20 protein-coding genes, 1 tRNA gene and 1 other annotated feature are annotated in these 20756 nt (G+C 39.4%); of the genes, 1 reads left to right on the plus strand and 20 read right to left on the minus strand.

Annotated elements, in window-relative coordinates:
• Nucleotides 1-12: 12 nt before the first annotated feature.
• From ilvN to FXW34_RS03335, 13 genes are all read right to left on the minus strand, one after another.
• On the minus strand, nucleotides 13-531 hold the full coding sequence (gene ilvN / locus FXW34_RS03275) for an acetolactate synthase small subunit (RefSeq protein WP_147532548.1): 519 nt from the start codon (nucleotides 529-531) through the stop codon (nucleotides 13-15).
• Nucleotides 528-2246 (minus strand): acetolactate synthase large subunit, encoded by a 1719-nt coding sequence (gene ilvB / locus FXW34_RS03280; protein WP_147532549.1) that lies wholly within the window; start codon nucleotides 2244-2246, stop codon nucleotides 528-530. Before ilvB ends, ilvN begins: the two co-directional genes overlap by 4 nt.
• 84 nt (nucleotides 2247-2330) lie before the next feature.
• Nucleotides 2331-2586: a binding site (T-box leader), on the minus strand.
• A 504-nt stretch (nucleotides 2587-3090) separates the two neighbouring features.
• Nucleotides 3091-3164: transfer RNA gene (locus FXW34_RS03285), tRNA-Arg, on the minus strand.
• Between the two features lie 127 nt (nucleotides 3165-3291).
• Nucleotides 3292-3816 carry a metallophosphoesterase family protein gene (locus FXW34_RS03290; RefSeq protein ID WP_147532550.1) on the minus strand — a complete coding sequence of 175 codons (525 nt, stop codon included), beginning with the start codon at nucleotides 3814-3816 and terminating at the stop codon, nucleotides 3292-3294.
• Entirely contained in the window at nucleotides 3813-4424 is a 612-nt protein-coding gene (locus FXW34_RS03295) for an XTP/dITP diphosphatase (protein ID WP_147532551.1), read from the minus strand. The genes FXW34_RS03290 and FXW34_RS03295 overlap by 4 nt, the downstream gene beginning before the upstream one ends.
• A 155-nt stretch (nucleotides 4425-4579) precedes the next feature.
• On the minus strand, nucleotides 4580-5320 hold the full coding sequence (gene rph, locus FXW34_RS03300; protein ID WP_147532552.1) for a ribonuclease PH: 741 nt from the start codon (nucleotides 5318-5320) through the stop codon (nucleotides 4580-4582).
• 128 nt (nucleotides 5321-5448) lie between these two features.
• Nucleotides 5449-6522 (minus strand): GerMN domain-containing protein, encoded by a 1074-nt coding sequence (locus tag FXW34_RS03305; RefSeq protein ID WP_147532553.1) that lies wholly within the window; start codon nucleotides 6520-6522, stop codon nucleotides 5449-5451.
• 162 nt (nucleotides 6523-6684) lie between these two features.
• Nucleotides 6685-7497 carry a glutamate racemase gene (racE, locus tag FXW34_RS03310; protein ID WP_147532554.1) on the minus strand — a complete coding sequence of 271 codons (813 nt, stop codon included), beginning with the start codon at nucleotides 7495-7497 and terminating at the stop codon, nucleotides 6685-6687.
• An 11-nt stretch (nucleotides 7498-7508) separates the two neighbouring features.
• Entirely contained in the window at nucleotides 7509-7958 is a 450-nt protein-coding gene (locus FXW34_RS03315; RefSeq protein WP_147532555.1) for a MarR family winged helix-turn-helix transcriptional regulator, read from the minus strand.
• Nucleotides 7959-8132: 174 nt separating this feature from the next.
• The gene (gerE, locus tag FXW34_RS03320) at nucleotides 8133-8357 is read right to left on the minus strand and encodes a spore germination transcription factor GerE (protein ID WP_019154738.1); all 225 of its coding nucleotides are present in this window, start codon (nucleotides 8355-8357) and stop codon (nucleotides 8133-8135) included.
• A gap of 240 nt (nucleotides 8358-8597) precedes the next feature.
• Nucleotides 8598-9359: a succinate dehydrogenase iron-sulfur subunit gene (gene sdhB, locus FXW34_RS03325; protein ID WP_147532556.1), complete on the minus strand. Its 762-nt coding sequence runs from the start codon at nucleotides 9357-9359 to the stop codon at nucleotides 8598-8600.
• A gap of 7 nt (nucleotides 9360-9366) precedes the next feature.
• On the minus strand, nucleotides 9367-11124 hold the full coding sequence (gene sdhA, locus FXW34_RS03330) for a succinate dehydrogenase flavoprotein subunit (RefSeq protein ID WP_147532557.1): 1758 nt from the start codon (nucleotides 11122-11124) through the stop codon (nucleotides 9367-9369).
• A 74-nt stretch (nucleotides 11125-11198) separates the two neighbouring features.
• The gene (locus FXW34_RS03335; protein WP_147532558.1) at nucleotides 11199-11807 is read right to left on the minus strand and encodes a succinate dehydrogenase cytochrome b558 subunit; all 609 of its coding nucleotides are present in this window, start codon (nucleotides 11805-11807) and stop codon (nucleotides 11199-11201) included.
• A 403-nt stretch (nucleotides 11808-12210) separates the two neighbouring features.
• Here FXW34_RS03335 and FXW34_RS03340 point away from each other — a divergent pair, with 403 nt between their 5' ends.
• Nucleotides 12211-12666: a YslB family protein gene (locus tag FXW34_RS03340; protein ID WP_246140837.1), complete on the plus strand. Its 456-nt coding sequence runs from the start codon at nucleotides 12211-12213 to the stop codon at nucleotides 12664-12666.
• Nucleotides 12667-12690: 24 nt separating this feature from the next.
• Here the strand turns inward: FXW34_RS03340 and uvrC are convergent, their stop codons facing one another.
• The 7 genes from uvrC to FXW34_RS03375 form a co-directional block, all read right to left on the minus strand.
• Nucleotides 12691-14478 carry an excinuclease ABC subunit UvrC gene (uvrC, locus tag FXW34_RS03345; protein WP_147532560.1) on the minus strand — a complete coding sequence of 596 codons (1788 nt, stop codon included), beginning with the start codon at nucleotides 14476-14478 and terminating at the stop codon, nucleotides 12691-12693.
• 174 nt (nucleotides 14479-14652) lie between these two features.
• On the minus strand, nucleotides 14653-14967 hold the full coding sequence (gene trxA, locus FXW34_RS03350) for a thioredoxin (RefSeq protein WP_147532561.1): 315 nt from the start codon (nucleotides 14965-14967) through the stop codon (nucleotides 14653-14655).
• Between the two features lie 458 nt (nucleotides 14968-15425).
• Nucleotides 15426-16403, minus strand: coding sequence for an electron transfer flavoprotein subunit alpha/FixB family protein (locus tag FXW34_RS03355; protein ID WP_147532562.1), 978 nt, complete (start codon nucleotides 16401-16403; stop codon nucleotides 15426-15428).
• A 73-nt stretch (nucleotides 16404-16476) separates the two neighbouring features.
• Nucleotides 16477-17250, minus strand: coding sequence for an electron transfer flavoprotein subunit beta/FixA family protein (locus FXW34_RS03360; protein WP_147532563.1), 774 nt, complete (start codon nucleotides 17248-17250; stop codon nucleotides 16477-16479).
• Nucleotides 17251-17343: 93 nt separating this feature from the next.
• Nucleotides 17344-18117: an enoyl-CoA hydratase gene (locus tag FXW34_RS03365; protein WP_147532564.1), complete on the minus strand. Its 774-nt coding sequence runs from the start codon at nucleotides 18115-18117 to the stop codon at nucleotides 17344-17346.
• A 40-nt stretch (nucleotides 18118-18157) separates the two neighbouring features.
• Nucleotides 18158-18742 carry a fatty acid metabolism transcriptional regulator FadR gene (locus tag FXW34_RS03370; RefSeq protein WP_147532565.1) on the minus strand — a complete coding sequence of 195 codons (585 nt, stop codon included), beginning with the start codon at nucleotides 18740-18742 and terminating at the stop codon, nucleotides 18158-18160.
• A gap of 169 nt (nucleotides 18743-18911) precedes the next feature.
• The gene (locus FXW34_RS03375) at nucleotides 18912-20618 is read right to left on the minus strand and encodes a long-chain-fatty-acid--CoA ligase (RefSeq protein ID WP_147532566.1); all 1707 of its coding nucleotides are present in this window, start codon (nucleotides 20616-20618) and stop codon (nucleotides 18912-18914) included.
• Between the last annotated feature and the right edge of the window lie 138 nt (nucleotides 20619-20756).

A 20756-nucleotide genomic window follows, 5' to 3' on the forward strand; every position in this document is an offset into this window, starting at 1 on the left:
GAATTTTAGTTTTTAAAGAATAGAAATACTTCTTTGATTATTAGAGGCACGCTGTGTTCCACGCGGGAACGCAGTCGTACCGGTTCTAGCTAATTCTTTAATGCCATAAGGTCTAATTAATTCAATGAACGCTTCAATTTTGTCTGGTTCACCGGTTAATTGAATCACTAAGCTATCTTTACTTACATCAATAACAGATGCGCGGAATGGTTCAATCAAGGAATAAATTTCACTTCTTGTACTTGGGCTTGAAACCACTTTAATTAGCGCAAGCTCTCTTGAAACGATAGACTGTTCAGAAATATCTGTAACCTTAATTACATCAACTTGCTTGTTTAATTGCTTCGTAATTTGCTCAATCACTCCATCGTTATCTACATTGACAACACAGGTAATTCTTGAGATATCCTCTTGCTCAGAATGACCAACAGTGATGCTTTCAATATTGTAGTTACGCTTGGAGAACAAGTTTGTAATGCGGTTAAGTACGCCAGGTCGATTCAAAACGGTTAATGAAATTATTCTCTTCATTCTTTAACACCTACCATTTCGTGAAGTCCTTTACCAGGTGCAATCATTGGATAAACCTTTTCCATTGGTGAAATACGGAAATCTAAAAGAACTGGTTCTGGGCTATCGATTACTTCTGTTAAGATGCGTTCTGCTTCCTCTTCAGTCGTAATTGAATATCCTTTAATGCCATATGCTTCAGCCAATTTAACAAAGTTTGGCTGTGCTGGAATTTGGCTGTAGGAATATCTTTCTTCGTAAAATAATTCCTGCCATTGTTTAACCATTCCAAGGGATTCGTTATTTAATACAACAATTTTGATTGGTAGCTTCAGTTCAGAAATAACCATTAATTCCTGTGAACACATTTGGAAGCCGCCGTCACCCGAAATAGATAATACGGTTGACTTAGGATCTGCTAATTGAGCTCCGATACTAGCAGGAAGACCAAAGCCCATTGTTCCTAAACCACCTGAAGTTACCCAGCGATCAGCTTTATTGAATTTATAGTATTGAGCCGCCCACATTTGATGCTGACCAACGTCAGTAACAACGATTGCATCACCTTTTGTTTTTTCATAAAGCATTTCGATGATACGTTGCGGTTTTAACTCTTTATCTCGATCAAAATAGAATGGATGTTTTTCTTTCCATGTATTTAAAGTGTCTACCCATTCCTGATGCTCTGGCTTTTGTCCGTTTTGAGCAATTAATTGCTTTAAGGCAGCTTTCGCATCGGCTACGATTGGAATTTCAGTTGGAACATTCTTTCCAATCTCAGCAGGGTCAATATCAATATGTGCAACGAGTGCATTTGGCGCAAATGTGCTAAGATTTCCGGTTAAGCGGTCATCAAATCTCGCCCCAATATTAAGCAATAAATCTGCTTCATATAGAGCCATATTAGCTGCATAACAGCCATGCATTCCAGCCATGCCGGTAAATAGTGGATGTTCAGCTGGGAAACCACCAAGTCCAAGTAAAGTATGCACTACAGGGATTTGTTGTTGTTCTACGTATTCCTTTAATAGCTCTGAAGCTTTTGAATGGAGGATTCCAGCACCCGCTAAAATAACAGGCTTTTTCGCTTGGCTAACAGCTTCAACTAATTTACGAATTTGCAAGTAGTTTGGCTGTAAGTTTGGCTGATATCCAGGAAGATTCACTTCTACTTCCTCTGGAATTTCTTCTACCACAATAGAAGCAACGTCTTTTGGTACATCAATGATTACTGGACCAGGACGGCCACTTGAAGCGATATAGAAAGCTTCCTTAATAATTCTAGGAATATCTTCAATACTGCGAATTTGATAATTATATTTTGTAATCGGAGTTGTAATTCCGAGAATGTCTGCTTCTTGGAATGCATCTGTTCCGATGACACTTGTTGCTACCTGGCCTGTGAAAACCACGAGCGGCAAGGAATCTAAAAATGCATCTGCTAATCCAGTAACAATATTCGTTGCTCCAGGACCAGAAGTTGCAATTACAACACCAGGTTTCCCTGTAATACGTGCGTAACCTTCAGCAGCGTGAATTCCACCTTGTTCATGTTTAGGCAAAATATGACGAATATTCGCATCATATATCTTGTCGTAAATTGGAAGAACTGCACCGCCAGGGTATCCGAAAATGACTTCTACATTTTCCTTTTTCAACGCTTCTAGTAATAGATCAGCACCAGTTAAGGTTCTCTTGATCGCCTTCGATTCTGTAAAGGCTGCTCCTTGCAACATCGTGAGTTGACCTCCTCTTTTTTTCAAATCCTTTTTTCAAATTAAAAAGCCCTTCCATCCCTCAATTCGCCTATTGGTGTTAGGCAAAGGGATGAAAAGGCTTTGCAACCTGTTCCACGGTACCACCCTTGTTCACGCTATTTACAGCGTGCGCTTATGAACGTAATCTGTTCCTTTTTAATAACGAGTGTGTGTGACACCCGACCAGTCCTAATCGATTGCTCTTTCAGACCAATACTCTGAGGTGAGTTCATCTTATGCAGGATTACCGGTTTCCAGCTTGCCCGGCTCTCTGTAAATCCCTTTCCATAAAATTACTTATCCTCATCATCGTGTTGAATTATTTAATTAATAATTAGTTTACTCAAGTTCAACCAATTAATGAAAAATTCAGAAAACATTTTTCGAGATAATTCCGCAAATTTCGCGTTTAATTTTTTTAGGATTTGAAATATTTTGTTTATATATTTGAGCATAATGTTACCTTCATTTTCCCCCTTAGTCAACAACATTTTAAGTAATTTTTCGAACATTATAATATGTTCAGAATAATGAATCCGCTTACATTGTTGATATATTCACATTCTTTGAATTTATAAAAAATTTTAGTTTTTTTTACAAAAAGCGGGAAATGAGAGGATGACATGTTATTGATCGTGTTGCTCTCTATATTAGAGTGCATTACTGGAAGTATTTTTATGTAGAAAAGTTTCTAAATGGAATAGAGTTAATAGGGGAATTTTCAACAGGATGAGTGCCAATTCTTGCGGTAAAGATTTAGAAACATAGTTAATTAGCATAACAAAAATAAAAACGTCATATCAAAGGATATGACGTTTTTTAGCGTCCCAGGAGAGATTCGAACTCCCGACCGACGGCTTAGAAGGCCGTTGCTCTATCCAGCTGAGCTACTGGGACATATGATGTTGTTCCACCGCTTCTGTAGCGAGGACATTTTTTATTATATGTTGTTGCAATATAAATGTCAACATAAAAATAAAAAAATGGAGGAAAGAGTATTTCTTTCCTCTCTATTATATAAAACCTAAACTATCTTTGAAAGAGAGAAGCGCTGCTTTAGCTCAGGCAATTCCCCCATATCTAAATCATAAACCGATACTTCTATATCCTTTTCTCCCAGTTCGAGGATGCAATATGTTCGCTCCTTGCGTCCTCTTGGTAGCCGAATGCTGCCTGGATTGATAAACAGAATATCATCAATTTTCTCCACCCCAAGCATATGCGAATGCCCGAAGCAAACAATATTAGCACCGAGTTCCTGTGCCCGGTAATATAGATTCATTAAAGTGGATTTTACTGAAAATAAATGACCATGGGTCACGAAAATTTTCTGATTCGCAAAGTCAATAACAGTTTCTTCAGGATAGTCCGTGCCGTAATCACAATTTCCTCTAACAGTCACAAACCCGGTCATTTCAGGCTGGTCGGCATAAAGCTCTGAATCACCGCAATGTATCATTACCTCTACTTCTCTTTGATGCCGCTGCTTAATGAGATCCAATTCCTTCATTAACCGATGACTATCACTAATGATTAGTGCTTTCGTCATAGCTTTGATTCCTTTTCAAACAATGAATCAAATTGCTCATCTAGCTGTTTTAGTGCTTTCCCGCGATGACTAATCGCATTTTTTTCCTCACTTGATAGTTCTGCCATTGCCCGGTTTTCATCCAATGAAAAGAAGATTGGATCATAACCGAATCCATTTGTGCCTTGTCGTTCATGGAGAATTCTTCCTTCGACGGTTCCAGAGAATGTTTCCGTTTGTTGGCCAGGCACCGCAATGGCAAGAGCGCAATAAAAACGGGCAGTCCGCTTATCGTCTGGCACATCAGAAAGCTCTTCTAGTACCTTATTATTATTTGCTTCATCGTTTTTATCTTCACCAGCATAGCGTGCTGAGTAAACCCCTGGTCTTCCGTTTAATGCGTCTACAACGAGACCTGAGTCGTCAGATATGACGATTTTTCCAAGCTGTTTAGAAATCGTTTCAGCCTTTAGAATTGCATTTTCCTCAAAAGTAGTCCCGGTTTCCTCGACGTCCTCTAATTCCGGAAAATCAAGCAAGGTTAGTACTTGATAACCCCTTTTAGCAAACATTTGTTGAAATTCTTTTGTTTTCCCTTTGTTTTTTGTAGCAATAATGATTTCCTTCACAGTCATCCCCCTTACCTGCTATGATTTCTGCTCCAGGCACTTCGCGCACCTTAGGGCGATGCATGGAGCCTCCTCGGCGCTAAAGCGCCTGCGGGGTCTCCCTATGCCCTTTACTCCCGCAGGAGTCTTCGTACCTTCCGCAGCAATCATTAATATTAACCAATATTTTTGACAATCTCGTCGCCTAGTGCTTGTTTTTGAATTTCGAATAATTCTGTTAAGCCGGTTTGGGCTGCTTGAAGTAGCTGTTGAAGCTGATTATACGTGAATGTAGATTCTTCGCCTGTTCCCTGTAGCTCTACAAATTCCCCCTTCCCGGTCATGACGACATTCATATCAACAAAAGCTTGAGAATCCTCTATGTAATTTAAATCTAGTATGACACTCTCATCAGACAATACGCCAACACTAGTTGCAGCTAAATAATCTTTAATTGGATAACTAGTTAATCTATTTTCCTCTACAAGCTTACTAAGAGCTAATGCCATCGCTACAAATGCACCTGTTATTGAAGCGGTACGGGTGCCTCCATCAGCTTGAATGACGTCACAATCAATCCAAATGGTTCTCTCACCTAGCGCTTCCAAATCCACAACTGCTCGAAGTGCACGTCCAATTAAACGTTGGATTTCCATCGTTCTGCCTGTTACCTTGCCTTTTGACGACTCACGGATATTCCGTTGTTCGGTAGCGCGCGGAAGCATAGAATATTCTGCTGTGATCCAGCCCTTTCCTTGGCCTCTCAAAAACGGAGGAACACGTTCCTCTATGGTTGCTGCACAGATTACCTTAGTATCGCCAACAGAAATCAATACAGAGCCCTCTGGATGCTTTAAATAATTAGTTTCGATTGTAACTGGTCTAAGTTGTGTATTTTCACGTCCATCAAAACGCACGTTACGTCCTCCTTATGTCTCTTTTGCTAGCTTTCGTGATCATATAATTCCTATTGATATAAATAGGAGTTGGCAAAAGATGCCAACCCCTTCACTATGCCAATATATAGTATATCAAAAATCGTTTTTTAATAACTACCTGTATTCACATTTTCAGGTCGAGTTACCGGTGCAGATAGCTTTTCTCCTTCTTCAGTCACTAATTCTGCTTTACCTTTTACTAAAATGGAGACACTTTCAATACCCTTTTGCTCAGTTAATGAAAGCACCAGCGAATTTAACAGATGGTTGGAAATAATTTTTTCCTTAAAGCTTCCGAAAATGGCTTCATTAAAGTTTAAAGTGACTTTACCATTTTCGATTTTTGGCTTATCTAATAATTCAACTCCGGCAGCGAATTCTGATTGGAGATTTGTTGTATAGCTAGGCCCCTTCACTAATTCATTGACCGCCGCTTCAATATTATTCTTTTCCTTGCTATCTACACGACGTGTCACTGGAACATAATAGTAATCCCCATCTTCTCCACCAACAAAGTACACAGTAACAGATTTTGTATTAGTGATATCCACAACATCTTTTGCATCGATGTTAATTCCATTGGCACGACTTTGTTTCGTGCTAATTGGTGCTCCTGCAACCGGCATTTCTTTTAACTGCTTGCCATTCATTTGCAACTTAACAGAATCTACCGAGTCAAATTGAGTTAATGTCCAAGTGACTGATTCAAGGATTTTCAACTCCTGTTCAGGCTTGTAGTTGGCAAATTCCTTTGAAAAATCGACAACAGCAACCTTGTCTTGGATATCTACAGATACCTGTGTATCAGCTGGAATGACAGCTTGGAAACCATTAGGGAGCATCTCAGAAACCGGTCCGTTTACAACGAGATGTTCCAGCGCTTGCTTGGCAATTCCTTCAGTTTGCTGAAGAGCCATTGTTTGTGGGACGACATAGCCGTCTTTATCAATTAAATAAAGCTCGGTCATAACCGTCTTTTCAGCAGCTTCCTTTTTATCTTTGCTCTGTTTTTTTGGTGAGGCTGTTTCCTCTGTGCTAGCTTTGCCGCTATCTTCATATGTGACCGTTTTCGGAGGATCAATTTGCTTTTTCTCCTCACCGCCCAACAAACCACATCCAGTTAATGTTGTTGCCAAAAGTATGACAGCAGAAAAGAATAATGTTCTTTTATTTAAAGACATCATAAATACCTCCCAAGACTGTTTGTACTACATGTATACGAGCCTATATTTATATTTAGACCGTCAAGGGACAAGAAATTTTTTAGTTTTCTAGATTCTACTACAACTACAAATACTTTGACTCCAATTAACTTTCCTAAAACAAAAATAACGGTTTGAATCTTATGATTCAAACCGTTTGCCTAATCGTATTGTTTCAACTACATCAATTGGTCTTTCGAGCCATTGTGTGGCTATTTTTGCAAAAATCGTACTAGAGCCTGTTGTATAAAATTCATGCATCGGCTCATCTTCACTTGTATTCAAAATTCCTTTGTACGACAAAATCGTACTTACCTCGCGTGCGGTTTCTTGGCCTGAGCTAATCACGCTCACGCTTTTACCCATCACATTTTTAATAACAGGTTCTAATAGCGGGTAATGAGTGCATCCTAGTATCAGCGTATCTAAGCCACAATTTTTTAGCGGGTGAAGGGTTTCTGCCACGATTTTCTTCGCAACAGGTCCGGAATATTCGCCACTTTCAACTAAAGGAACAAACTTTGGACAAGCAAGGCTTTTTACCTGAATCTGTTTATTTAACTCTTTTAAGGCCTTATTATAAGCTTTACTCTTTACCGTACCTTCAGTTCCTATTATTCCTACTTTATTATTACGTGTGTGTTTTAGTGCTGCCCTTGATCCCGGCGAGATGACACCAATTACAGGTATCGTCAGCTTATCACTGATTTGGTCAAGGACTACTGCTGTTGCCGTATTACAAGCAATCACTAACATTTTAATATTTTTCCGCAACAAAAAATGGGTCATTTGCCAAGTAAATAATTGTACCTCTTCACTTGGACGTGGCCCATATGGACATCGCGCTGTATCACCTAAATAGATGATTTTTTCATTCGGGAGCTGACGCATCACTTCTTTTACAACTGTTAATCCGCCAACCCCTGAATCTATTATCCCAATCGGAGTGTTCAAAACCTATCGCCTCATTCTTCCAGCATACCTTGGTGAAATTTGGATAATATCATTTTGAAGGTACTAATTTCATCATAAGAAAAATTATTCAATACTTTTTGTAGATAATTCCGTCGTTCTTCAAGAATTTCATTCATTACCTGCATCCCGCTATCAAGTAATTGAATCCTTACAACCCGACGGTCATTCGCATCCTTCACCCTTAATACTAATTGATTTTTTTCAAGCCGATCAACAAGATCAGTAGTTGTGCTACACGCCAAATACATTTTACTCGAAAGCTCGCCTATTGTCATCTCGCCATCTTCAAACAACCATTGCATAGCAGCAAATTGTGGTGGAGTAATAGAATAATGGTGAAGGATTTCTCTTCCCATTTGCTTAATGATATCACATATGTACCGACTTTCCTTTTCTATTTCTTTAATAACACTTTGCTTAACCTTATCATCAAATTCCATTTTATCCCTCTCCCTTAATAAATTTGACGATTCGATATTTTCACTTAATTCTCTAACTTTTATTATATAATATCAAGAAGTAAAAAATGGAAATAATTTGAAAAAACTTTCAACTTCAATTATTATCATATAAATATGTTAACCGGCTCCCTGAAACAGGAAAGCCGGTCTTCATTAAAGCTCTAGCTCTCCCATACGAAGGAGCTCTACAACCGCTTGCGAACGCCCCTTTACGCCAAGCTTTTGCATGGCATTCGAAATATGATTCCGAACCGTCTTTTCGCTTATAAATAATTCACTAGCGATTTCTTTTGTGGTTTTATCTTGAACTAACAGCTCGAACACTTCTCTTTCTCGTTTGGTGAGTAATGGCTTGTGAGTATATTCATTCTCCTTCAAGTACTGTAACCCTCCTTGCCTTCGCCAGCTATGAACCGCGGGGTGGGTATATATTTAGTCACAATATCATATGTGAAATAAAGATATGGAGTGACTACATTTCTTGAAGTGAAAATGACTTTGTAATAAATAATAACAAAATGGGCTTAAGTATATAGTACTAATAGTATTAGTACCTTTGTATCACCTGAGTATTTTCAGTAAAAAACCCTTTTCCATAGTAGGAAAAGGGTTTCTTCATTAGATTTGGTCGCTTCCGAAGAAATTACGGAAAGCTTGTACTGTTGTATCACGGTTTAATGATGCGATTGAAGTTGTTAAAGGAATACCTTTAGGACAAGCTTGAACACAGTTTTGTGAGTTACCACAATTTGTTAATCCGCCTTCATCCATAATTGCATTCAAACGCTCAGCGCGATGCATTGCACCAGTTGGATGCGCATTGAACAAACGAACTTGTGACAGCGGTTGTGGTCCAATAAATGCTGACTTGCTGTTTACGTTTGGACAAGCTTCCAAACAAACACCACATGTCATACATTTAGATAATTCATATGCCCATTGACGCTTTGGTTCAGGCATACGTGGTCCAGGTCCTAAATCATAAGTTCCATCGATAGGAATCCATGCTTTAACCTTTTTCAAGGAATCGAACATACGGCTACGGTCAACCTGTAGGTCGCGAACAATTGGGAATGTACCCATTGGCGCTAATCGAACTGGTTGTTCTAATTGATCAATAAGAGCCGTACAAGATTGGCGTGGTTTTCCGTTGATTACCATTGAACAGGCACCACAAACCTCTTCCAAACAGTTCATATCCCAAGCAATTGGTGTTGTTTTTTCGCCTTTTGCGTTGACAGGGTTACGACGAATTTCCATCAAAGAGGAAATTACGTTCATATTTGGACGGTAAGGAATTTCAAATTCTTCCGTATAAGGGGAAGAATTAGGCCCATCTTGTCGAGTGATAATAAACCGAACTGTTTTTTGATCTGCCATAATTTAATTACTCCCCTTTCTTTTTACTGTAGTCACGCTTACGTGGCTTGATTAATGAAACATCAATATCCTCATAGCTGATTTCTGGAGCAGAATTAGCATCAACGAACTTAGCAATAGTCGTTTTCATGAAGTTTTCATCGTCACGGTTAGGGAAGTCAGGCTTATAGTGCGCGCCACGGCTTTCGTTACGATTTAATGCTCCAAGCGTAATAACACGTGCTAGTTGAAGCATGTTTTCTAACTGGCGAGTGAACGCTGCACCTTGGTTGCTCCATTTAGCTGTATCATTGATATTGATATTTTTGTATCTTTCAAGTAACTCAACGATTTTATCATCAGTTTGTTTTAACTTGTCATTGTAACGAACAACTGTTACGTTGTCAGTCATCCATTCGCCAAGCTCTTTATGGATAACATAAGCATTTTCAGTTCCGTTCATTGACATAATGTTGTTCCATTTCTCTTCTTCAGTCTTAACATGACGCTCAAATACTGTAGAAGGTACTGAATCAACACTCTTTTCTAATCCACCAATATATTTCAATGCATTAGGACCTGCGACCATACCACCATAAATAGCTGATAGTAATGAGTTAGCACCTAAACGGTTTGCACCGTGCTGAGAATAATCACATTCTCCGGCTGCGAATAAACCAGGGATATTAGTCATTTGATCGAAGTCAACCCATAATCCACCCATTGAATAGTGAACGGCAGGGAAAATCTTCATTGGTACTTTACGTGGATCTTCACCCATGAATTTTTCATAGATTTCAATGATACCACCAAGCTTAACATCAAGCTCATGAGGATCTTTATGAGAAAGATCAAGATAAACCATGTTCTCGCCATTAATACCAAGTTTTTGATTTACGCACACATCGAAAATTTCACGAGTTGCGATATCACGAGGTACAAGGTTTCCGTATGCAGGATATTTTTCCTCTAGGAAATACCAAGGTTTACCATCCTTATATGTCCATACACGACCACCTTCACCACGAGCAGATTCGCTCATTAGGCGAAGCTTGTCATCACCAGGGATTGCAGTTGGGTGGATTTGGATAAACTCACCATTTGCATAATGAACACCTTGTTGGTATACAATTGCAGCTGCAGAACCTGTGTTGATTACAGAGTTTGTAGACTTACCAAAAATGATACCAGGGCCACCAGTTGCCAAGATTACTGCATCGGCACCGAATGATTTAATTTCCATAGTAGATAGATTTTGCGCAGTAACACCACGGCAAATTCCGTCATCATCGATAACTGCTCCTAGGAATTCCCAGCCTTCAAATTTTGTTACAAGTCCATCAACTTCGAACTTTCTTACTTGCTCATCTAGAGCATAAAGTAACTGTTGTCCAGTTGTTGCACCAGCAAATGCTGTACGGTGATGCTGTGTTCCACCAAAACGACGGAAATCTAGTAAACCTTCTGGAGTACGGTTGAACATAACTCCCATACGGTCTAACATGTTAATGATTCCAGGCGCTGCGTCACACATCGCCTTAACTGGCGGTTGGTTTGCAAGGAAGTCTCCACCATAAATGGTATCATCAAAGTGAATCCAAGGTGAATCCCCTTCCCCTTTTGTATTTACAGCTCCGTTAATACCACCTTGGGCACAAACAGAGTGAGATCGTTTTACAGGAACTAACGAGAATAATTCAACTGGTGTTCCATGTTCTGCTACTTTAATTGTAGCCATTAAGCCGGCTAAACCACCACCGACTACGATTACCTTTCCTTTACTCATCGTGGTTCACTCCCTTAAATCCTAGTAAAGTTGTTTTCCATATTGGTCTACTAACAAATGAATCTAGTTAAACCTTAAACAAAAGCTAGTAATGCACGTACACCAACAATGGATAAGGCAACGAAAATTCCGAGCGTTACATATGTAGAGATGCGTTGTGAACGTGGTGAAACTGTAATGCCCCAGCTAACAAAGAATGCCCATAATCCGTTTGCAAAGTGGAAAATAGCAGAAACAACACCTACAATGTAGAATCCTAACATTAATGGATTTGATAAAATCTCAGCCATCATGTCAAAATTCACTTCTGCTCCCATTGCTGCAGCAATACGGGTTTCCCATACATGCCATGCTAGGAAAATAAGGGTGATGACCCCAGATACCCGTTGTAGTACGAACATCCAGTTTCTAAAGAAACCAAAACGTCCTACGTTATTTTGTGCTGTAAAGGCAATATAAAGCCCGTAGATTGCATGAAATAATAATGGCAAGAAGATAACAAACGTTTCTAAAAACCATCTAAATGGTAGCTGTTCCATGAAGTGTGCAGCATTATTAAATGAATCAACCCCTTTTGTTGCAAAATGGTTGATCACCAAGTGCTGCGTCAGGAAAAGACCTACCGGAATTACCCCTAGTAATGAATGCAATCTGCGATAAAAAAATTCTCGATTCTCTGCCATGAGCTTACCCCCCCTAATGATATATAATGGCGTTACGAGTTCTGTACCATTTTTAAAAAGCAGAATATTGTCGTTTTCAAAAATGATTCAGGAATTTCTAACAATTTTGTAACAAATCTATTTTAACCCTGTCTTTACAAAGCGTCAAGAAAACGTATTCAATATTTTGTTGAAAAATAACTTTTTTTAGAATAATTTGTTTTTCAGAACATTCAGAAAATAGATGGAAAATGTCTTAATTTGCAATAACTTCACCGTTTTTAAAAGTTCCTTGGTTTTCTTCTTGTAGAATGACGTTAGGAAGATATTACATATATGAGCAACCCTAAATATTTGGTTTAAAATCTCATGACTGCTTAGCCTAAAAATGTATATAATAGACCTAGAGAAAGAGGGGAGAATATTGAGTGAACTTACAATTCAAGAAAAATTAATCCAAAAGGAGACTCTTTCGGTTCCTGTTTTTGGATATAATTTAATTCGAGAGGATTTATTGACAGATTTGCTCGGCAAGGATACACCTGAGCATCTGTACTGGGCCGGAAAAAGATTAGCAAGAAAATATCCTCTGCAGACGATAGACGAGATCGTTGCATTTTTTCATAAAGCTGGATGGGGAACGCTGTCGATTAAATCAGAATCAAAGCATGAAATGCTATATGTGCTTGAAAGTGAAGTGATCACTGAAAGACTAAAAGCAAACCCAACAAGTACCTTCCATCTTGAATCAGGATTTTTAGCGCAGCAAACACAGCTCCAAAAAGGAGTGTTATCTGAAGCGTTTGAACACCCAGGTAAAAAAGGTGGAAAAGTCCAATTTACAGTGAAGTGGGATTTGAAAGACAAGATTGAATCATAAGTAAGATTAGGCTGACTCAAGGAGTCAGCCTTTATTTGTCTCTTCGTTCATTTTATTGAGCAGCTCTTTTGCTACTGGAGCTGGAATGCCAAGTGCGACAATTTCATCGATAGTTGCTTCCTTAATCTTTTTGACTGAACCAAAGGTTTTAAGGAGTAGTTTTTTCCGCTTCTCTCCGATTCCTGAAATATCATCGAGTAAAGATTGGAACGCATTCTTCCCACGAAGCTGCCGATGAAACGTAATCGCGAAGCGGTGGACTTCATCTTGAATTCGTTGTAATAAGTAAAATTCCTGGCTGTTTCGTTCAAGCGAGACAATTTGCAATGGCTGACCGTATAAAAGCTGTGAAGTTCGATGCTTGTCATCCTTTACCAATCCGCTAAGTGGTATATCCAAACCTAGCTCATTCTCGAGCACGTCACGCACTGCCTCAATATGCCCTTTTCCTCCATCGATGATGATTAAATCAGGTAGGGGCAGATTCTCCTTAAGCACCCGCGAATAACGGCGCCTCGTCACTTCACGCATCGACTCATAATCATCGGGTCCTATAACGGTTTTTATTTTATATTTACGATATTCTCTTTTGTTAGGCTTGCCATCGATAAAGACTACCAGGGCCGAAACGGGGTCCGTTCCTTGTATATTCGAGTTATCAAATGCTTCAATTCGATGTGGAGTATAAATTCCAAGGCTATCACCAAGATTTTCGATTGCCTTGATCGTTCTTTGCTCATCGCGCTCGATAAGAGAAAATTTCTCTTGTAGGGCAATCGCCGCATTTTTTTCGGCGAGCTTCACAAGATCCTTTTTCTGTCCTCGACGCGGTACCAGCACTTTTACATTAAGCAATGCTTCAGCAATTGTCGTATCAATCGTTTCAGGGACAAGGATTTCCTTTGGCTTGAAATGATTTGCTTTTGTATAAAATTGACCAAGATAAGTGAGGATTTCCTCTTCAGGTTCATCGTAGATTGGAAACATTGAAACATCGCGCTCAATTAGTTTCCCTTGACGGATGAAGAAAACTTGAACACACATCCAGCCCTTATCAACTTGATAACCAAAGACATCACGGTCTGTAAAATCTGTCATCGTCATTTTTTGTTTTTCCATTATTGTTTCAATATGGATGATTTTATCGCGAAATTCCTTTGCCCGTTCATAATCGAGCTGCTCTGCTGCTTCTCCCATTTTTTCAGTTAATTCGTTTTTTATTTCCTTGTAACCGCCATTTAAAAATCGGGTGATTTCATCCGTTAGGGCTTTGTACTCATCTTCATTTACGTCCTTTATACATGGGGCAAGACATTGTCCCATATGGTAATAAAGGCAAACCCGATCAGGTAAAGTCGAACATTTACGTAGCGGATAAATCCTGTCCAACAGCTTCTTTGTTTCATTGGCAGCCTGCACATTCGGATAAGGTCCAAAATACTTCCCTTTGTCTTTTTTGACCTTTCTCGTCGTAATTAAGCGTGGATGACGTTCCGCAGTTAGCTTAATAAACGGATAGCTCTTGTCATCCTTGAGCATGACATTATATTTTGGATCATATTTTTTGATTAAATTGATTTCTAGCAGAAGTGCTTCAATATTAGATGAAGTCACGATATATTCGAAGTCCTCTATCTCATTGACGAGTCTGAGCGTTTTCCCATCATGCGAACCGGTAAAGTATGAACGGACACGGTTTTTGAGGATTTTAGCTTTTCCTACATAAATCACGGTTCCTTGTCTGTCCTTCATCAAGTAACATCCCGGTTGATCAGGCAGAAGGGTGAGCTTGTTTTTGATGTTTTCGTTCATTTTTTCACCCCAAGATTTTTTTCAATGATATCATGTTACCTCATATTACCCTTTCGCAAAACCTTTTTTGTTTTTTCTCGTGGGAAAGTGTTTGGGTGAAATGGAAAAAGCTAACCCATAAGGCCTATCGAGACCAGTGAGTTAGCTTTTATAAAGTGAAAATTGATGGTTATTTTAGATATGTTTTGCAAGAAGATCTGAAAGAGCTTCTTTTGGAGAGAATCCAACTACTTTATCAACAGGTTGGCCGTCTTTGAATACAAGTAGAGTTGGGATACTCATAATTCCAAATTGACCAGCAGTTTCTGGATTTTCATCAACATCAACTTTAACAATTTTTGCTTTTTCGCCTAATTCTTGGTCAAGCTCTTCTAGAACTGGAGCAATCATTTTACAAGGACCGCACCATGGTGCCCAAAAATCAACCAGCACAACGCCGGAACCAATTTCATTTTTGAAAGTTTCATCTGTAGCATGTGTAATTGCCATTTTTATTGCCTCCTAAAGGTAAACTAAAATCTAAAATCTAAAGTCAGTATAGCATCGATTGATTTTTGTTGCGAATGATATGTTTCGTACGTACTTTTCCCTATTTTTGCAGGAAAAATACCTCTATTGAAGTGGCTCGTCATGCTTGCAGGCCTGATAAGTGTCCTGTTTTCTTTAATTACAGTAAAATAGGGTATTTACAATCCTTATAAGTGCCCTTTTTTTATTATCGTGACAAAGAATAGGGCTGTTATACAACTTATAAGTGACCTATTTTGCATTACTGAGCAAAAATTAAGTCACTTACACAGCTTATACCCCCAAAAAAATAGGGCAATTGCCCTATCCAACGTGTTTCATGCTCCACCCCGTCCATTCACTGCCACAACCAAAACATAAAGACCAATCCGCTTAAGCGAATTGGTCCTTTAATTAGGTAAATTGACGGGTTTCTTCTATTAAGAAAGAACCTTTAATTTCTTGAACTCTTCAGTTAGAAGAGGTACAACTTCGAATAGGTCGCCAACGATACCATAGTCAGCTACTTTGAAGATGTTTGCTTCTGGGTCTTTGTTAATTGCAACGATTACTTTAGAGTTAGACATACCAGCTAAGTGTTGGATTGCTCCAGAAATACCGCAAGCGATATATAGGTCTGGAGTTACAACTTTACCAGTTTGACCGATTTGTAATGAGTAATCGCAATATTCAGCGTCACAAGCACCACGTGAAGCACCGATTGCTCCGCCTAGTACGTTAGCTAGTTCTTTTAGTGGGTTAAAGCCATCTTCGCTCTTCACACCACGACCACCAGCTATAACAACTTTTGCTTCAGAAAGATCTACGCCTTCGCTTGCTTTGCGAACAACCTCTTTAATGATGGCACGAAGATCTTTGATTTCAGCAGCTAAAGTAGCAACTTGTCCAGTTCTTGACTCATCTGCACCAAGTGGAGCGATGTTGTTTGGACGGATTGTCGCAAATAAAATACCTTCAGTTACAATTTTCTTTTCAAATGCTTTACCAGAGTAGATTGGGCGAGTGAATACGATGTTTCCGCCAGCTTCTTCAATGGAAGTTACATCTGAAATTAATCCTGAATTTAATTTACCAGCGATTCTTGGAGCTAAGTCTTTACCTTGTGCAGTGTGGCCAATAATAATTCCTTCTGGTGATTCTGCATCAATTACCGCTAATAACGCTTGAGTAAAACCATCTGAAGTGTATTGAGCTAATTTTGCATCCTCAACTACAACAACACGATCTGCACCATTTTCGATTAACGCTTGACCTAAAGCGTTTACGGAATCCCCGATTAATACACCAACAACTTCTCCGCCTTCTGCAACTGTTTTTGCTGCAGCGATGGCTTCAAAGGAAACATTACGAAGTGAACCTTCACGTACTTCCCCAACAACCAATACTTTTCTTGACATTATTTAAACCTCCCGCTTGTGTTTTTCATCAAGTAACGAATGAACGAACGAGCGCTCAATCAATCAATTTCAATTAAACAACTTTAGCTTCTGTGTGTAGTAGTGATACAAGTTCTTTTACTTGTTCACCAATTTCACCGGAAAGTACTTTTCCAGCTTCTTTTTGAGCCGGTAAGTAGATTTCAATTGTTTTTGTTTTTGGTGCAACATCATCTTCATCAAGATCTAAATCATCAAGCTCAAGCTCTTCTAAAGGCTTTTTCTTTGCTTTCATGATTCCTGGTAAAGATGGGTAGCGTGGCTCGTTTAAGCCTTGTTGAGCAGTTACTAGTAATGGTAATGAAGTTTCGATTACTTCAGAATCCCCTTCAACATCGCGAGTAACTGTAGCGTTTGTTCCATCGATTTCTAATTTTGTAATTGTTGTTACGTAAGGGATGTTTAGTAATTCAGCAACACGTGGACCAACTTGACCTGAACCACCGTCGATTGCTACGTTACCAGCAAGAATTAATTCTGCATCTTTATCCTTTAAGTATTCAGCAATGATCTTTGCAGTTGTGAATTGGTCAGAAGCTTCTAAATCATCTTCAGTGTTAATTAATACTGCTTTATCAGCACCCATTGCTAAAGCCGTACGAAGTTGTTTTTCAGCTTCTTCATTACCTACAGAAATAACTGTTACTTCTCCACCTTGAGCATCACGGACTTGAATTGCTTCTTCAATCGCATATTCATCGTAAGGGTTGATGATGAATTCTGCGCCATCTTCATTAATTTTTCCACCAGAAATGGTGATTTTTTCTTCAGTATCGAAGGTTCTTTTCATCAATACATAAATGTTCATTAAGTTTCCCTCCTGAAAATAATGTCGTTAATTGTCGGAACATTGTATTAGTTCCAAAGATTGCGAAAATTCTTATCAAAAATTTTTGCTGGATTATTTACCAACGAAATTTGGTTCACGTTTATCAATAAATGCAGTAATACCTTCTTGACCGTCAGCAGATTCAAACACTTGGCCGAATAGTACAGCTTCACGTTCTACACCAGCATGGAATTTCTCTGGCTTGTTATAGTTAAAAAGTTCTAAAATTGCTTTAATCGCAATTGGACTCTTCTTCGCAATTTGACCTGCAATTTTATAAGCATTTTCCAGTAATTGTTCTTCTGGATAAGCGTGATTTGCAAGTCCCGCTTGAACAGCTTCAACACCAGTAATTGGTTTGCTAGTTAATAGCATTTCAGCAGCTAACGCTGTACCAACATAACGTGGAAGACGTTGACTTCCAGCAAAGCCTGGAATTAAGCCTAATGACAATTCTGGTAATCCTAATTTTGCAGTTTCAGTTACAAGACGGAAATGACAAGCCATCGCAAGCTCCAGTCCTCCACCAAGCGCTGCACCATGAATCGCCGCAATGATCGGTTTTTCGAAGTTTTCCATGCGCTCGAACAGATTTTGTCCAAGGCGAGCTAAATCGCTAAATTGTTCGCCATTTTCAATTGTTGTAAATTCTTTAATATCAGCACCAGCTGAGAAGAAACGTCCTTCACCATGAATAAGGATAACTCGAACATTTTCATCCTGCTCGATTTCATTTAACACAAGCGCTAATTCCTTTAATACTTGTGAAGAAAGAGCATTAGCTGGACCTTTTGCAATCGTGATTGTCGCAATCCGATTTTCTGTGGACCATTTTAAGTATTCCACGTATTTCCCCTCCTTGTAGGCTGCTTTACCATTTATCTTGCTAATCCCTGCCACAACCATGTAACAATAAATGCTGAACCTTTGGGGCTAGTGCAATAAGATTATATTTTTGCTCATTCATCACCCAAGTTGTAATCGTCTCATCAATTGTTCCGAAGATCATTTGACGAGCCAGTCGAATATCGAGCGATGGTGAAAATTCACCATTTTCGATACCTTCCTGCAAAATTTGATCAACAACTTTTAAATACCCCTTAAGAACATCACTAAGCTCCAGTCGTAGTTCAATATTTGCCTGTCTCAACTCAAGCTGTATCACCCGCGCTAAATGGTGGTCATTCGACAGCATTTCAAAATGGGATTCAACCAATACTAATAATTTCTCTGCTGCGGTACTTAATCCTGCAATTTTTGTCTGAAGATTTTCTACAAAATTCCCCATTTTTTCCTGAAAAAGAGAGATAAGGATATCTTCTTTATTTTTAAAATAAAGATAGATTGTACCGTCTGCAACACCCGCTTGTTTGGCAATTTTTGACACTTGCGCTTGATGGTAACCGTTTTCGGCAATCACTATAACCGCTGCATCAATAATTTGTCGATATTTCGGTTTATCTTTTTTCACGATAATCTCTCCCTTAAGAGATTTATGTATTGGGGTCATTTATAGATTGAATGAATAACCATTCAGTACTTTTACTATAATATTCTGAAAATTATCTGTCAACCAGAATCAGCCTTTTCACGAACCAAAAAAAAGCCGAAATTTCGGCTTTTTTTTACAATTCTAGCGTCTAAGCATGCTTCTCGTCATCGCGGTTTTCGTTGATACGACAGCGTTCTTCCTCCACTAACGCTCTTCTTAAAATTTTACCAATCGCGCTTTTTGGAAGCTCCTGTCGAAATTCATATAACCGCGGGACCTTATAGGAGGCCAATTCTTTGCGAGTAAATTGATCAAGTTCCTCCTCCGTTACAACTGCTCCCTCCTTTAAGACGATATATGCCTTAACCGTTTCACCGCGATATGGATCAGGTACTCCAGCAACAACCACCTCGGCTACAGCCTCATGCTGATACAATACCTCTTCAATATCACGGGGATAAATATTGAAACCACCCGCAATAATAATATCTTTTTTGCGGTCAACTACATAAAAATATCCATTTTCATCCATATACCCTAAATCACCCGTTAATAACCAGCCGTCGCGAAACGTATCAGCTGTTTCTTCAGGTTTATTCCAATAGCCCTTCATCACTTGAGGGCCTTTAATAACGATTTCTCCAATTTCACCAATCGGTAGCTCTTCACCGTTTTCAAGTGAAACAATCTTCGCGCAAGTATCAGGAAATGGCACGCCAATGCTTCCTTTAACGCGGTTTCCCCACAGTAAGTTGGCATGAGTGACCGGGGATGTTTCCGATAGACCATACCCTTCCACCAGCTTGCCGCCTGTTACTTCTTCAAACTGCTCTTGTACTTCGATTGGCAATGGTGCGGAACCGCTTATACAGGCATCAATCGAAGAAAGGTCATATTTTTGGATATCAGGATGGTTTAGTAGTCCGATATAAATAGTGGGTGCACCTGGAAATAGAGTGGGTTTTTGTGATTGGATGGTTTTAAGAGCGGTGAGAGGATCGAATTTGGGAAGTAATACAATTTTGTGAGCATCAATGATCGAAAGAAGCATGACCGTCGTCATCCCGTAAACATGGAAAAATGGAACAATGCCAAGTAACGTCTCCTGACCAGGTTTACATTTATAAAGCCAAGTCCGGCACATAATGGTGTTGGCTGCCAGATTTTGATGGGTGAGCATGACACCTTTTGGCGTTCCGGTTGTCCCACCTGTATATTGCAGGACAGCTAAATCTTCGTCTATTTGAATGCTCGGAATAGATAAATGCTCAGTTTGTGCTTTAAGAATTTCGGTGAGTAAATGATGATTACCTTTATGTCTTACATTTACAACGAGACCGTATTGCTTTTTTTGAATGAAAGGATAGATAAGATTCTTCGGGAAGGGGAGAAAGTCCTTGATAGCGGTTACAATAATTTGCTGCAGCTCGGTCTTCTGCCTTATTTTTGCCACACGTGGAAACAGAATATCCAAACAAATAATCGCCTTTGCCCCTGAATCCTTCATCTGATACTCTAGCTCCCGCTCTGTGTATAACGGATTCGTTTGCACCACTACTGCACCAGCTAGCAATATACCAAAGAAGCTTATTACTGCCTGAGGAGTGTTTGGTAGCATGATTGCAACGCGGTCACCTTTTTTGATTCCAAGATTTTGGAGATAGACTGCAAGCTTCAAAGCAGATTGATAAAGCTGTTGATAGGTTAGCTCCTTTCCCATAAAATGAAGCGCAGTTTTGTTCGGATAATCCGCAGCTGCACGCTGTAAATATTCATGTATCGGAATGCCGTCATAATCAAGAGTTTCAGGAATTTCGTTCGGATAATGCCTCAACCAAGGCCTAGAATCTCTCAAACTCGGTCCCTCCTACTTGTTGTTTTAGATAAGGGCTGTTTTTGTCAGTAGATTGGAGCGGAAGGCACGAAGACTCCTGTGGGAATGCGGGGCTGGGAGACCCCACAGGCGCAAGGCGCCGAGGAGGCTCTCTGCACC

The sequence above is a fragment of the Bacillus marasmi genome, from assembly GCF_902168435.1.
Lineage (GTDB): Bacteria > Bacillota > Bacilli > Bacillales > Cytobacillaceae > Bacillus_BU > Bacillus_BU marasmi.

What these genes read in the sequence shown, in the direction of transcription:
- ilvN (WP_147532548.1), bottom strand. Translation starts at nt 531, where the DNA reads ATGAAGAGAATAATTTCATTAACCGTTTTGAATCGACCTGGCGTACTT.
- ilvB (WP_147532549.1), bottom strand. Translation starts at nt 2,246, where the DNA reads ATGTTGCAAGGAGCAGCCTTTACAGAATCGAAGGCGATCAAGAGAACC.
- FXW34_RS03290 (WP_147532550.1), bottom strand. Translation starts at nt 3,816, where the DNA reads ATGACGAAAGCACTAATCATTAGTGATAGTCATCGGTTAATGAAGGAA.
- FXW34_RS03305 (WP_147532553.1), bottom strand. Translation starts at nt 6,522, where the DNA reads ATGTCTTTAAATAAAAGAACATTATTCTTTTCTGCTGTCATACTTTTG.
- FXW34_RS03315 (WP_147532555.1), bottom strand. Translation starts at nt 7,958, where the DNA reads ATGGAATTTGATGATAAGGTTAAGCAAAGTGTTATTAAAGAAATAGAA.
- sdhB (WP_147532556.1), bottom strand. Translation starts at nt 9,359, where the DNA reads ATGGCAGATCAAAAAACAGTTCGGTTTATTATCACTCGACAAGATGGG.
- sdhA (WP_147532557.1), bottom strand. Translation starts at nt 11,124, where the DNA reads ATGAGTAAAGGAAAGGTAATCGTAGTCGGTGGTGGTTTAGCCGGCTTA.
- FXW34_RS03335 (WP_147532558.1), bottom strand. Translation starts at nt 11,807, where the DNA reads ATGGCAGAGAATCGAGAATTTTTTTATCGCAGATTGCATTCATTACTA.
- uvrC (WP_147532560.1), bottom strand. Translation starts at nt 14,478, where the DNA reads ATGAACGAAAACATCAAAAACAAGCTCACCCTTCTGCCTGATCAACCG.
- trxA (WP_147532561.1), bottom strand. Translation starts at nt 14,967, where the DNA reads ATGGCAATTACACATGCTACAGATGAAACTTTCAAAAATGAAATTGGT.
- FXW34_RS03355 (WP_147532562.1), bottom strand. Translation starts at nt 16,403, where the DNA reads ATGTCAAGAAAAGTATTGGTTGTTGGGGAAGTACGTGAAGGTTCACTT.
- FXW34_RS03360 (WP_147532563.1), bottom strand. Translation starts at nt 17,250, where the DNA reads ATGAACATTTATGTATTGATGAAAAGAACCTTCGATACTGAAGAAAAA.